A 13,682-nucleotide genomic window follows, 5' to 3' on the forward strand; every position below is an offset into this window, starting at 1 on the left:
TCGCCTCGACGAGCATGAGGTACTTGTTCTGGCCCTGGAGCTTGTAGACCTCGACCGCCTCGAACAGGTTGTTGGTCGAGTCGCTCATGATCTGGGTGTAGTTGGAGCCGAAGCTGCCGGGGAAGTTGCCGATGGGCATGCTCTGCCGGTAGATCTTGCCGTTGTCCCCGGCGAAGAACAGGTACATGTTCTGGCCGTCACCGATGAGCGTCTGGTCGATGGGGCCGGTGCCCGAGCCGGAGATGCTCGCGGTGGACAGGGTCTGCTGCGCCGACCAGCCGTTGGGGTTGGTCGGGTCGCTGGAGGTGCGGTAGGAGAAGGCGGTCCCGCCCCACTGGTAGGTGAGCACCCAGATGTTCTTGGGGGCGAAGTAGAACAGCGTGGGCGCGACCGTGGAGGAGTTCATCTTGGTCTGGGTGGCCGAGGCCATGTCCGACCAGTTCGTGAACGGGCTGAAGGCCATCGAACCCCAGGTCGACCCGGTGTCGTGCGTGGTGGCGTAGACGATGTGCTTGCCGTTGTAGGTGACGTTGGTGAAGTCCTTGAGCGAGACCCACCCGGACTTCGGCGTCGCCAGCGCGCCCGTCGAGGTCCAGCGGTAGCTCGACGGAAGAGCGCACGTGCCGGTCGGAGACGGAGAGGGGGACGGAGACGGAGACGCGGACGGAGACGCGGACGGAGACGCGGACGGAGAACGCGTCGGCGACTGCGTGGGGGAGGGGCTGGGCGAGCCCGGGCTGCCGGTGCAGGCCACACCGTTCAGGGAGAACGAGGTGGGCACCTGGGCGGAGCCGTTCGAGGATCCGTTGAATCCGAAGTTCGTGCTGCCGCCGCTGGGGATGCTGCCGTTGTAGGAGACGTTGGTGGCGGTCACCGACGAGCCGGACTGGGTCTGAGTGGCGTTCCAGATCTGGGTGATCTGCTCGCCGGCGCCGAAGGACCAGGTCAGCCGCCAGCCGTCGACCGCGTCACCGAGGTTGTTGATGGTGACGCTGGCGTTGAAGCCGCCCGGCCAGCTCGAACTGATGGCGTAGTCGACCCGGCAGGCGACGGCGGCCTGGGCGGGCTGTGTGATCACCAGGCCGCCGACGCCGGCCAGCAGGACCGGGATGGAGCCGATCACGAGGCCGCGGCGCGAGCGCCGCCGGGACGGCGGCGCGGTCGTGACGGCGGAAGGACGCGGTGACCGCGCTCTCCAGGGCAGACGCATCTGTGTTCTCCTCATCATCATGTCCGACCGCGGTCAGGAGCCGGTGCGGGTAGCGGCCGGGGTGGGCACGGTGCCGTTCGCGGTGAACCCGAAGGTCGTGGAGCCGCCGACGGCGATGGAGCCGTTGCAGGAAAAGCGGACGCGCGGGGGTCACTCCGCGCGATCGACGCCGCGTCCCGTGATCAGGGAACGCACACCACCAGGGCGTCGCGAACGGCGGTCCTCACCGCGCGCCACCAGATGGCAGGAGGAAGCCGCCTCGAGGACACAGTTTGGGAAACCGTGCCGAAATGTGTCAAGGCTCTTAAGAAACTTTCAGAGTGCCGCTCTCGCGGTCACGGACGGCGACCCCTGATAACGCCTGATGAGCCGCATGCCCGTCCGCCGGCCCTTCGTGGGCGCGAGCTCCCGTTCTTGACATCGTCTCTTCGTCTCGTATTTGCTCCGACCTGCCACCACAGCCATGCGACAGAGAAGGAACCGCGGCAGGGAAAAAATTGTTAGCGTTAACAGCCGACCTGTGGCCACCATCCGGGAGGCCATGGTGTGGGGCGGTCCGGCGGACAGACACCACGTCCCTGGAGCCGCCTCTCTCGGAGAGTCACCGATGAGGAGGTTCACGGCGGCAAGGACGAATGCCCCGGCCGGTCGCCTTCGTCGTGTCATCACCGGCGCAGCCGCAGGCCGTCCGACGCCCGCGCGGATATGTCATGTCACCGATGACCCCGGGACTCACGCCGGCGGCGTACGTCGCCGGGTGCGTCATGGGCGCTGAGTTCGGCAGCGACTCGTTCCCACTGCTTGTGAAGCGGCTGCTTGTGTGAGCGGGGTGCCGTGCGGTGCCTGGGGGGATGGTCGCGGCGTCGAGCGCGGGGGACGGTCGCGGTGAGCCGCGCGGTGGATTCCTCCGAGGGACGCAGACGTACGCCTCGGCCCTGAAGAGGCCGTCGCCCCGTCGCGAGCGGCGGGGCGTGTCGAGAGAAGCCGCTGCCCGGACCGGGGTGGTCCGGGCAGCGACCCGTACGGCTCAGCCGGGATAGGGGCGGTTGAACCGAGGCGGGGTGAACGGGACATATCGAGGGGCGAGGTCGGCAGCCGGCGCCGCCGCACGGGCATTCATCGCCGGGGCGGACGTCGCGGGCCAGTGACCGCTCCGCAGCCGGTCGAGCATCGTCATCAGCGCCGCCTCCTGCTCCGCTGGTGAGAAGTCGCAGTGGCCGGCGGTTTCGGTGTAGGTCTGGCGCAGCAGGGAGTTCGCTCCCGCCCGCCGCACATTCTCCCCGTACGACTGCTGCTGGGCGACGGTGGAGATCTGGTCACCGGTGCCGGACACGGTCAGCACGGGGATCCGCAGGTCGCCGTCCAGGACGATGCCGCGCGAAAAGCGCTTGACGGCGTCCGGGTCCGCCGCGATGCGGGGCGCGGCGGCCAGGCTCTTCAAGTCGGCCGTGAGGTCCAGACCCGCAGCCTTGTACAGGTCGCGGACGGCACGCCGGAGGGCGGGATCGGCGAGACGCAACTGCTTCTCGTAGTCGACGCCGGTGTTCCAGGACGGGTTCCCGCCGACCACCTCCATGATCTGGCGCCGGCTGCTCATGGCCTGCCCGATGTAGGGCAGGGGCCCACCGGCGAGCGCGAGGTAGGCGCCCTGCTGCAGCGCGGCGGCGTCCCCGCTGTCCGGAGGCGGCGGCACGGACCCGTCGGGGTTCCGTCCCCAGGCCGGCAACTGGCCGATGGCGGCGGCCAGCGCGATCCGGGCCCGCCCCTCGGGGGTCTGCTGCGCCGCGACGAGGGCGTCGATCCATGCCTTCCGGGCCGATTCGACGTCCTCCGGGATGTCGACGACCGGCAGCCCCGGCGCGACCAGGCGCTCGAGCACGAAGACCGTGTCGAGCTTCTGATTCCACTGGCCGACGGACCCGCCGAGGCCGCCGCACATCGGGACGGCGGCGTCGAAGGTGCCGGGGTGGACTTGGGCGACGCCGGCGGAGACGAAACCGCCCATCGAGGTTCCGGAATCGATGGCGTAGCGTGCCCGGCCGTAGGCGTCCTCGAAGCGGGCCAGCGCCTCGGCCTGGTTGTCGATGGCGGACCGGATGTCCCAGCCGGTGATCGCCCGGCTCGTCCCGCCGCGGGCCACGCCGTCGGCCAGCAGTCGCGCGGTCAGGGGCTCGTTCCGTCCCGAGCCCGCGAAGTCGAGGGCGACCACCACGGTGCCGTTCCAGTGGGCCGGGACGACGAACTCGTACGGCGTGCCGTCGTCGAGGGTGCCGCTGACGCAGGTGGGGTGGGCGGGAGAGTCCGGCAGGCAGGGGGTGCCGCCGGGAGGCCTGGCGGAGGCCGCGGCGGCGGTTCCGCTTCCGACGACGGTCGCCAGCGCGACGGCCAGGCACGCGGTCGTCTTACGACGGATCACAGCGACAGCCCCTTCGACTCGACCTTCCACCCGTCCTCGCCGCACAGCCCGCAGGTGGGACCGACGAAGCGCGCCCCGGCGGCGCGGTCGCCGCGCAGGACGTAGTCGAACCAGTCCGCGGCCACCTGCCAGCCCTTGGTGGCCTCGAGACCCGCAATCAAGCCGGTGTGGCCGGCCGCCGTGTCGCCGACCAGGGCGGCGGGGACGTCGAGCAGGGCGTAGTTGTCGATGCTGTTCTGGTAGGCGACGTCGTCAGGGCCGCCGTTGACCAGCAGCGTCGGCGTGTGCAGGTCGGCGAGACGGTCACGCCCGTAGCCGCCGAAGGCCGGCTCCGCGAAATACCCGGTGTTGAACCCGGCGACCGCGTCGATCATGGGGTCGGTCCCGGCGGCGAGGGCCTCGACGCCGCCGCAGCTGTGGCCGAGCACGCCGACCCGCGTCGTGTCCACCCGCCCGTCGAACTGCTTGCGGGCCTGCTTCGACTCGGTGGCCCAATGGGCGGCCGCGAGGAGCGCCTCGGGGTGCGCGATCGTGTTCTCGGGGGTGTTGGGGACGGCGAACTCGTCCATCGCGCCGTTGGCCACGACGATGTATCCCTGGGAGGCCAGGCCGGTGAGGAACGTGATCCCTTCCAGGTTGCTCGTCGCGCAGGCGCCGTTGCCGTAGACGATCACGGGCAGGCTGCCCTTCCGCAGGGCCTTGAGATCGGCCGGGCGGTAGACGGTGTGTCCGGGCAACCCCTCGGCCGCCTCCCGGACCGTGGGCAGTATGGCCCGCGTCGAGGCGCCGGTCGTGGAGGGCTTCGGCGATGGCGGATTCTGGGCGGACGCCGCTGTCGTGGAGCCGGCGATGACGACCGCTCCCACGGTCGCCGCCAGCAGGGTCCGCGCGGTCATGGAGCGGGCAAGCATGTTGCGTTTCCTCCACGGTCATGGACGGGCAGGGGGTGTTGGCTCGGGGCCGACGAGGTCCGCGAGTGGCCGGCGGGGCGCCTGGCAGCTGTTGTGAGGCACATTGCCGTCTCCAACGGAGACGATCGTTCAGCTTTCTGTCACCAATGTCAATCCCCGATAGTCGCCCTGATCAGGTGGCGGAGCGACCGGGACGTACGCCGGGCGCGGCGCAGGCACGTCGGGCGCCCCGGTGCACGGCTGACCCTGCCGCCCGAGGTGAAAGCGCCGCCCGGCGGCCGCGGCAGGTGGCCGGAGGCGTCCGAGCCGCCCCCCGTGGTGGGGTTGACGTGCCCGGTTCACGACCTGAAGAACGACATCCGCGTCCACGACGGCATCGGTAAACGTCATCGGAACGCACCGGAGTGCGCGCCCCTTCGACCCCCGGGTCGAGGGCCGCACCTGAGGCGCGGGCGTACGCCGACGGCTGGTGCTCGCGTCCGGCGGCTGCGGAGGCGGGCTCAGCGGCGGGGGACGAGGCGCAGCGGTGCCGACCTGGGCCCGAATTCCAGCCAGTTGAACATCTCCACCTCGCCGTCCGGTTCGACGCGGGTGGTGCCGCCGAGCAACTCGCCCAGCGCGGCCGTCATCTCCAGCCGGGCCATCGCCGCGCCGGGGCACCGGTGCGCACCTCGGCCGAACGCGAGGTGCCGGTTGGGCCGCCGCTCCAGGTCGAGCCGGTCGGCGTCGTCGAACACCGCCTCGTCCCTGTTCGCCGAGGGGAAGATCATGGCGATCGCCTCGCCGGCCCGCACCGTGCGGCCGCCGAGATCGACGTCCCGGGTGGCGGTCCGGGCGAACACCCGATAGGGGGCGTACAGCCGCAGCAGCTCTTCGACCGTCGCCGGGAGCAGCCCGGGGTCGGCGCGCAGCCGGTCCTGGAGGTCGGGGTCGCGGGACAGATGTACGGCGGCGCTGCCCAGCACGGCGTGCGGCGCCCCGATGCCGGCCACGATGGTCTGCCGGACGGTGGCCACGACCAGGTCGTACGGGATCGGCCGCTCCGGGTCGCCGGACGCCCGCAGCAGGCTGGTCACCAGGTCCTCGTCCGGGTCGCGGGGGTCGGCCCTGCGGTCCTCGACGATGGCGCGGGCGATCGCGTAGAGCTCCTCGCTCGCCGCCATGACCCGGGCCCGGTCCATCTCCTGGATGGCGAAGCTGTACGCGACGCCGATCCGGCGGATCTCCAGCACCTGGTCGACCGGCAGGCCGAGGAAGAGCGCGAAGCACTGCGCCGCGTACGGCAGCGCGAACTCCTGGGAGTAGTCGCCGCCGCCGCGGGCCAGGAGCGGCCCCAGCAGCTCGCGCGCCGCCTCCGCGAAGGCCGGTTCGAGACGCCGCACCACGCTGCGGCGCAGCACCCGGTCCATCGGGGCGCGGTAGATCCCGTGCTCGGGCGGGTCGAAGTGCAGCGGCGGCCGGCGCTGGGCGCGCGGCACATGTGGGACGACGTTCTGCACCGCGGTGCTGAACGTCTCGCTGTCCCGGGCCACCCGCACCACGTCCGAGTAGCGGGTGGCGGCCCAGAAGCCGCCGAAGGCGTCGCTCCACGGCACCGGGCAGCGTCGCCGCAGCTCGGCGTAGACCTCGTGCGAGCTGTCGAAGGTCTCCGGTGCGGTGGGGTCCCAGTCGGAGGCGCGCCCGAGGCCGTCGGCGGTGGTGGTCATGGTGAGATCCCTTCCCGTCATGAGCCCGCCCGCTCACAGCAGATGCCTGCGTGCGACCCGGGCGAGCGTCTCGATGGCGTACACGACGACGGCGATCGCGATGACGATCGCGGCGGTGGTGTCGTAACGCAGGGTGGCGATCGACTCCTGCATCAGGTAGCCGACGCCGCCCGCGCCGGCGATGCCGAGGACGACCGACTCGCGCAACGCCAGGTCGGCCACGAACAGGCCGTTGCCGGTGAACGACGGCACGAACGGCGGCCAGATCCCGGCGGCGAACGCCTGCCACCGGCGGGCCCCGACCGAGGTCAGCGCCTCGTGCGGCAGCGGGTCGAGCTGCTCAAGGGAGTCGGCGAAGAACTTGGCCGCGAGCGCGGTGGAGGAGATCCACAGCGCCAGGAAACCGGCGAACGGGCCGAGCCCCAGCGCGGCCACGAACAGCAGCGCGTAAACCAGGTCGGGGATGCCCCGGACCACGACGAGCAGCACCCGGACCGCCACGGACAGCGCCCGCCAGGGGGTGGTGGTGACGGCGGTGAGCAGGGCCAGCACCAGCCCGCAGGCGGCGCCCACCGCGGCGGCGCCCAGCGCCATGAGCAGGCTCTCCAGCACCGCCATGAGCAGGTCGCCGGAGAACGCGGGCGGCCACATGCCGGTGAGCACGCCGCGCAGATTCGGCCAGGCGCCGGACAGCCGGCCCGGGTCGGGGTTCAGGGACCACAGCGACACAAGGAAGACGACTGCCGTCGCGACCGCGCCGGCCACCCGCAGCACCCGCCCCCGGTCCCAGCCGACGTCGTGCGGGGCGCGCCCGGCGGGCAGCGCGGCCGTGCCCGTCGTGTCCCCGGCGGACCGGCCTGCCCCGGGGTGGCGGACCGTGCGGCGGCCCGTGCTTTGACGAACCGTGCGGCGGACCGTGAGGTGGCGGCCCGTGCTTTGGCGGCCCGTGCTTTGGCGAACCGTGCGGCGGCGGACCGCCACCGACAGCAGCTCCAGCAGCAGCACCAGGACGACGATCACGCAGATGATTCCCGCCGCCCTGTGGTAGTTGAGGCTGCCCAGCGAGGTCTGCAGCGCCACGCCGATGCCGCCGGCCCCGACGACGCCGAGCACGGCCGACGCCCGGATGTTGATGTCGAGGCGGTACAGCACGATGCCGGTCAGCGCCGGGAACACGCGGGGCAGCACGGTGGAGACGGCCACCTGCACCTCGCCGGCCCCGCACGCGCGGGCCGCCTCGGCGGGGACGGGGTCGGTCTCCTCGACGGCGTCGGCCAGCAGCTTGGCGATCATGCCCACCGAGTGCACCGCGACGGCGAGCGCGCCGGCCAGCGGGCCCAGGCCGAAGATCCGCACGAACAGGATCGCGAAGGCCAGCGTCGGCACGGCCCGGGTCAGCACGACGACCACCCGGGCGGCCGGCCGCAGCCAGCGGGGGCCGCAGTGGTCGCGCGCGGCGGTGAAGGCCAGCGGCACCGAGGCCAGCGCCGCCAGGCCGGTGCCCGCCACCGCGATGAGCAGAGTCTCGGCGATCATCCAGGCGACGTCGCCGGCGCCGGGCAGGTCCGGCGGCCACATCCGGCGCAACAGCCGCGCGGTGTCGTCCAACCCGGCGGCCAGCGAGGCGGGGGACAGGCCGATCCACCAGAACGTCACCCAGGTGACGGCCACTGCCGCGACGAGCAGCCCCGCCGCGATGAGGGCGCGGGCGCTCCACGGCGGCCGCAGCGGGCCCGGGTCCGCCGCGGCCGGGGCGTGCGTCGCGGGGGTGGTGCTAACCATCGCGGGCCCCCGCCGTGTCGTAGACGTCCCGCAGCCGCTCGGCGGTGAGGCCGGCGGCCTGCTCGTCCAGCACCAGCCGGCCGCCGCGCAGCGCCACGACCCGGTCGGCGGTGGCGAGCGCGAGCTCGATCTGGTGCAGGCTGCACACCACGGAGATGCCGTCCTCGGCGCTGATCCGTTTGAGGGTCTCAAGCACCAGCACGCTCGCCGCCGGGTCCAGCGAGGCGACCGGCTCGTCGGCGAGGATCAGCTCGGGGCTCTGCAGCAGGGTCCGGGCTACCGCGACCCGCTGCTGCTGACCGCCGGAGAGCGTGTCGCAGCGCTGGAACCGCCGGTCCGCCAGCCCGACCCGGTCCAGGTGCTCCACGGCGCGGATCCGCAGCGCGCGTGGGTAGCTCATCACCCCATATCTCGGCAGCCGCAGGGTGGCGAGCGACCCCATCAGCACGTTCTCCAGCGCGGACAGCCGCCCGACGAGACCGAACTGCTGGAAGACGAACCCGACCCTGGCGCGCAGGGCGCGCAGCCGGCTCCGGGAGCAGGCGGCCGGGTTCTCGCCCAGGGTGCGCACGGTGCCGCTGTCCGGCAGGTGCATGCCGTTGACCAGCCGCAGCAGCGTGGACTTGCCGGCCCCGGAGGGGCCGACCAGGGCGACGAACCGCCCCTGCGGGACGTCCAGTGAGACACCGTCGAGCACGGTGGCGCCGTGGAAGCCCTTGACGACCTCCGACAGCCGCAGCACGGGGTTGCCGATCACGGCGGGTTCCTCAGCCACCGGACGTGCAGACCTCGGCCTTGGTGATCTCGCAGATGCGCGCGATCGGCTGGTAGGTGGCGTCGGTGGCCTTGACGAACGTCCAAGCGGTGGAGGCGCCGAGGGTGCAGGCCGCGGCGTCGGCGTACTGGCCCCAGTTCTTCGGGCCCTTGATCTCGCCGCCCTTGCACAGCCCGGCGGAGGCGGCGCCGGTGGCGGTCAGGCCGGTCACCGTCTTGACGATCTTGTCGCGGGTGTCCTGCGGAAGCCACCTGCCGACCACGATCGGCGGCCCGGGGATGAGCGGCGAGGTCCACACCTTGGTGACCTGCCCCGGCTTGAGCTGGCCGCGGGCGGGCAGCAGCTGGTCAATGAACACGTCGCCGACGAAGGCGATGTCGCAGTCACCGGCCAGCAGCGAGGCGACCGCCGTGTCGTGCCCGTGGGTGAACACCGTCTTGACGTCCTTGTCCACGTCGACGCCGGCTTCCCGCAGCGAGGCGAGGGGCTGCAGGTAGCCGGTGGTGGAGCCGGGGTCGGTGAAGCAGACGTCCTTGCCGGCGACGTCCTTGAGCGAGGTGATCGACTTGTCGTCGCCGCGGATCACCCCGTAGGCGTAGGCGCCGGGGTCGCCGCCCGGGGCGGCCAGCGGGACGGCGACGGGCTCGACGTCGGCGCGGCTACGGGCCAGGTAGTAGCTGAAGGCCCCGTAGACCGCGATGTCCACCCGCTTGGCGACCTGTGCCTCCACGACCGCGGCGTTGCTGGTGACGGCCTGGAACCGCACCGGGACGCCGAGGTCCTTCTGCAGCGCGGAGACGATCGGGGCGAACGACGCCTCGAGGTTGTCGCTCTGCTCCGACGGGATGGCGGCGAAGACCAGCTCGTCGGGCCGGCCACCGTCGGCGGACGCGCTGCGGGTACTACCGGGGCCTGCACCACAGGCGGACAGGAGTGCGATCGCGGCACCCGCCGCGACGACGCCCAGAGCTGACTTTCGGAACATCGCGGCTCCTCACTTGCAGATGGTCGGGCCAAAGTAAGCAGGCCCGAGAGCATTGTCAACAGTTCTGTGACGACCGTAAGATTTTTGCCGAACATAATTAGCGGCGGAATTCGGACGACCGTACGACGAACTGTTGCGGATCTCGCGTCGCAGCAGCTTCCCACTCATGGAGGCGGACATCAATCCCCGTTCAGTGATCAATCGGGCGACCCGTGCCCTGACGGTGCTCACGGCCACGGCTCTCGCACTCGCCATCCCGCCGGCCGCCGGCCTCCCGCACGCCTCGGCCGCGTCCGGCCAGGCCGGTCCCGTCAGCGTCACGGGCGTCCACCCGAGCGGCGCCACCTACGCGATCGAGGTGCCGCAGAACTGGAACGGCACCGTGCTGACGTTCAGCCCGGGCTACGGCCAGGGCGCCGGACCGCAGCACCTGCCGGCCGACCTCGGCGGCAACCCCGCCGCGCAGAGCTGGCTGCTGGCCCACGGGTACGCGCTGGCCGGCACCCGGCCCTACGGGAGCGGCTGGGCCGTCGAGGAGACCCTGCCGGCCTCCGCCGACACGCTCGCCGTATTCGCCGAGGTCGCGGGGAAGCCCACGACCACCCTGGCCTGGGGCGGTTCGATGGGCGGCGCCATCGCTGCCGGTCTGGCCGAACGCCGGCCCGACCTGATCGACGGCGCGCTGCCGTACTGCGCCTCGGTGGCCGGGCCGGTGGCGATGCTCAACCAGTCGTTCGACGCGGCCTTCGCGTTCAAGACGCTGCTCGCCCCCGGCGACGACGCGGTGAAGCTCGTCCGGCCGGCCTCGGCCGACGAGGAGACGCGGAGCGGCGCGGCCGCCCGCGCCGTCCTGGACGCCGCCCAGCAGACTCCGGCCGGCCGGGCCCGCATCGCCCTGGCCGCGTCCTTCGCCCAGGTCTCCACCTGGTCGGTGGCCGGCACCGCCGAACCCGCGGCACGCGACTGGGCGGCGCAGGAGGCCCAGGAGTACGCGGCGTTCATGGCGACCGTCTTCTCTCCCCGCTATCCGCTGGAACAGCGGGCAGGCGGGAACTTCTCCTGGAACACGGGCGTGGACTACCGCAGGGAACTTCAGGAGTCCGGGCGTGTGAAGCAGGTGCGCGCCCTCTACGACGGCGCAGGACTGGACCTCGACGCCGACCTCGCGGCCCTGGCGGCGGCGCCGCGCGTCTCCGCCGACCCCGGCGCCGTCACCTACATGGAGAACTACTTCACCCCGCGCGGCGCGCTCGGCGTCCCGGTCCTGACGATGCACGAGCGCGGCGACAACTACCCCACCGTCACCCAGGCCCGCGCCTACTCCGACGTGGTGCGGCGCGCCGGGAACCAGGCGATGCTGCGCCAGGCGTTCGTCGACCGGCCCGGTCACTGCCGCTACACCGGAGCCGAGTTCGTCGCCGCGGTGCAGACCTTGAGGAACCGGGTCACCACCGGCCGCTGGGCGGACGCCGACGCTCATCAGCTCAACGAGCTGGCCGCACGCCTGGCCGCCGAGGACCCGGACCTGGGCGCCGCGGAGTTCGTTCACTACACCCCCGGCCGGTTCCTGCGCCCCCACGTCCCCGGCGGTGAAGGGTGAGGAGGCATCCCGCGTGACCGTCGTCCCGGCACCGCCGGACCGCGGCCGGGACCGCCGGGAAGGGCCCGGACGGACGCGGAGCCGGGTGACGTAGGATTCACGCAGGTCGAGCCCGGTGAGCACGCCCCTATCCGGGGAGTGGCCGGCTGGGGCACCTACACCGGCTGAGGAGTCTGACGATGGAGGGACGCCGGGTGACCGCGTCGCCGGAACCCGGCTCCCTGCCCAGGGCCCGGCAAGGGGCCGAGCCGCAGCGGCTGCTGACCACGCTGCTGGGCGATTACTGGTTCTGGCGGCAGGAGCACATCCCGTCGGCGGCGCTGGTCCGGCTGCTGGAGGAGTTCGGCATCACCGAGACCAGCGCCCGCGCCGCCCTGCGGCGGGTCGCCTCACGAGGGCTGCTGGTCAGCTCCCGCAACGGCCGCACCACCGCGTACGGTCTGCCGCCCCGGGCGTCCGACGTGATCGTGGCGCACATGCGCCGGCTGCTGACGTTCGGCGCCACCACACCGCGCTGGGACGGGCAGTGGACGGTCGTCACGTTCTCGGTGCCCGAGGACCAGCGGGACACCCGGCGCGCGCTGCGCGACGGGCTGCGCCTGCTGCACTTCGGCATGATCTTCGACGCGGTGTGGGTGTCTCCGCACGACAAGACGGACGACGTCGTCGAACTCGTGCGAAGGCTGGGCGTGCGCGGGGCGGTCGTGTTCCGGGCCCGCAAGGTCGCCGACGACGACCTGGACCCGGTGCTGGACCGCGCTTTCGACACCGCCGCGCTGCGCGAGCGCTACCTGCGCTTCATCGACGCCCACCGGCCGGTGGCCGAGCGGCTGGCCATGGCCGGCCCGTGCCCCACAGAGGCGCTGCGACTGCGAACCGCGATCATGACAGACTGGCGGGCGTTCCCCACGCTCGACCCCGACCTCCCCGCCGAGCTGCTGCCCGCCGGGTGGCCGCGCGAGGAGGCTCGGCAGCTTTGCGTGCAGATCTACGACTCGCTCGGGGAGCCGGCGGAGCGGCGGTTCCGTGAGATCCTCGCCGAGTACGACCCGGAGCTGGCCGGGCTGGCCGCGCACCACACCTTCGCGCAGGCGTCCGCCCTGGAGTCGCCGGCGACTCGCCGTCACACGAGCTTCGACGAGACGACCGACCGCGACCGCCTGGACCTCCTCGCCGGCGGCGGCCTGGCCGGCTGATGCGGTGCCCGCGGCACGCCGGGTGGATTCCGCGGCGGCAGCTCGAAGTCGCCCAGGAAGCATGACATTCTGATAACGAGCGCTCGCTCAAGCGTTGTCAATATACTCCTGCTGTGAATGATGGTGAAAGGTCCGAGGCGGGGGACCTCGATTTCCCGCGCTTCCAGGTGGGCGCACCCCCGCAGCACCTGATTACGACGCTTCTCGGGGACTACTGGATCAGCCGGCCCGAGCAACTGCCGTCCGCGGCGCTGGTGCGGTTGACCGAGGAGTTCGGCGTCTCCGCCGTGGCGGCCCGGGCCGCGCTCAGCCGCCTGACCAAGCGGGATCTGCTGGAGTCGTCCAAGATCGGGCGGCGCACCTACTATCGCCTGACGGATCGGGCCGCCGCGGTGATGCTGGAGGGGCGGCAGCGGATCATGTCCTTCGGCCTGGCGCAGGGCGCGTGGGACGGGACATGGGTGATGGCGGCGTTCTCCATCTCGGAGGAACAGCGCGACCTGCGCCACGCGCTGCGCGCCAGGCTGCGCTGGCTCGGTTTCGCCCCGCTCTACGACGGGCTGTGGGTCTCGCCGACCGCGAACGCCGACAGCGCGGCGGCGGTGCTCACCGAGCTGGAGATCCCCATGTCGACGATCTTCCGCGCCGAGGCCCTGAATCTCGCGGGCATGCGCGCCCCACAGGAGGCATGGGACTTCGACCAGCTCCGGCGCACCTACGAGGGGTTCGTGGCCCAGTACTCGCCTCTTCTGGAGCGCGTCCGCAAGGGCGTGGTCGGCGCGTCCGAGGCGCTGGTGGCGCGTACGGGGATCATGGACACCTGGCGGACGTTCCCCAACCACGACCCCGACCTGCCGGCGGAGCTGTTGCCCGCCGATTGGCCGCGTGCCGCGGCCAGAGACCTCTTCGTGGAGATCTACGACACCCTCGGGCCGCTCGCCGAGTTCCGCGTCAAGCAGATCGTCGCGGAGTTCGAGCCCGAACTGGCCGAACTGGTCGCCCACCACCGGACCAGTTCCATCCTCGCGCTCACCTGACCGCTTCCGGCGACGGGGCGGCGTTCCGGCCCGCCCCGCACGTCTCCGCTGCACAGCCGCCTCT

The 13,682-nt window shown here is 72.2% G+C and carries 10 protein-coding genes; 3 read left to right on the plus strand and 7 right to left on the minus strand.

Going from position 1 to position 13,682, the window contains the following annotated elements; all coding sequences use genetic code 11:
- The 7 genes from FLW16_RS41705 to FLW16_RS41735 form a co-directional block, all read right to left on the minus strand.
- A partial coding sequence (locus FLW16_RS41705; RefSeq protein WP_142566519.1) for a non-reducing end alpha-L-arabinofuranosidase family hydrolase occupies positions 1 to 1,210 on the minus strand: 1,210 nt, incomplete at its 3' end.
- A 1,027-nt stretch (positions 1,211 to 2,237) separates the two neighbouring features.
- Entirely contained in the window at positions 2,238 to 3,626 is a 1,389-nt protein-coding gene (locus FLW16_RS41710) for a S9 family peptidase (RefSeq protein WP_142566520.1), read from the minus strand.
- A complete protein-coding gene (locus tag FLW16_RS41715) occupies positions 3,623 to 4,522 on the minus strand; it encodes a hypothetical protein (RefSeq protein ID WP_142566521.1) in 900 nt (299 codons plus the stop codon). The genes FLW16_RS41710 and FLW16_RS41715 overlap by 4 nt, the downstream gene beginning before the upstream one ends.
- A gap of 515 nt (positions 4,523 to 5,037) precedes the next feature.
- A complete protein-coding gene (locus FLW16_RS41720; RefSeq protein WP_185949837.1) occupies positions 5,038 to 6,243 on the minus strand; it encodes a cytochrome P450 in 1,206 nt (401 codons plus the stop codon).
- Positions 6,244 to 6,276: 33 nt separating this feature from the next.
- Positions 6,277 to 8,025: a phosphonate ABC transporter, permease protein PhnE gene (gene phnE, locus FLW16_RS41725; protein WP_142566523.1), complete on the minus strand. Its 1,749-nt coding sequence runs from the start codon at positions 8,023 to 8,025 to the stop codon at positions 6,277 to 6,279.
- Positions 8,018 to 8,800, minus strand: a complete 783-nt coding sequence (locus FLW16_RS41730) for a phosphonate ABC transporter ATP-binding protein (protein WP_142566524.1) — start codon at positions 8,798 to 8,800, stop codon at positions 8,018 to 8,020. The genes phnE and FLW16_RS41730 overlap by 8 nt, the downstream gene beginning before the upstream one ends.
- Positions 8,793 to 9,785, minus strand: coding sequence for a phosphate/phosphite/phosphonate ABC transporter substrate-binding protein (locus FLW16_RS41735; RefSeq protein WP_142566525.1), 993 nt, complete (start codon positions 9,783 to 9,785; stop codon positions 8,793 to 8,795). The genes FLW16_RS41730 and FLW16_RS41735 overlap by 8 nt, the downstream gene beginning before the upstream one ends.
- A gap of 193 nt (positions 9,786 to 9,978) precedes the next feature.
- On the opposite strand from FLW16_RS41735, the gene FLW16_RS41740 reads away from it, so the two are divergent.
- The 3 genes from FLW16_RS41740 (at position 9,979) to FLW16_RS41750 (ending at position 13,618) form a co-directional block, all read left to right on the plus strand.
- The gene (locus FLW16_RS41740) at positions 9,979 to 11,385 is read left to right on the plus strand and encodes an alpha/beta hydrolase (protein WP_142566526.1); all 1,407 of its coding nucleotides are present in this window, start codon (positions 9,979 to 9,981) and stop codon (positions 11,383 to 11,385) included.
- A 179-nt stretch (positions 11,386 to 11,564) separates the two neighbouring features.
- Positions 11,565 to 12,581 carry a PaaX family transcriptional regulator C-terminal domain-containing protein gene (locus FLW16_RS41745; RefSeq protein ID WP_142566527.1) on the plus strand — a complete coding sequence of 339 codons (1,017 nt, stop codon included), beginning with the start codon at positions 11,565 to 11,567 and terminating at the stop codon, positions 12,579 to 12,581.
- Between the two features lie 113 nt (positions 12,582 to 12,694).
- On the plus strand, positions 12,695 to 13,618 hold the full coding sequence (locus FLW16_RS41750) for a PaaX family transcriptional regulator C-terminal domain-containing protein (protein ID WP_260616176.1): 924 nt from the start codon (positions 12,695 to 12,697) through the stop codon (positions 13,616 to 13,618).
- Positions 13,619 to 13,682: the final 64 nt, after the last annotated feature.

It is taken from the genome of Microbispora sp. KK1-11, assembly GCF_006874435.1.
GTDB lineage: Bacteria > Actinomycetota > Actinomycetes > Streptosporangiales > Streptosporangiaceae > Microbispora > Microbispora catharanthi.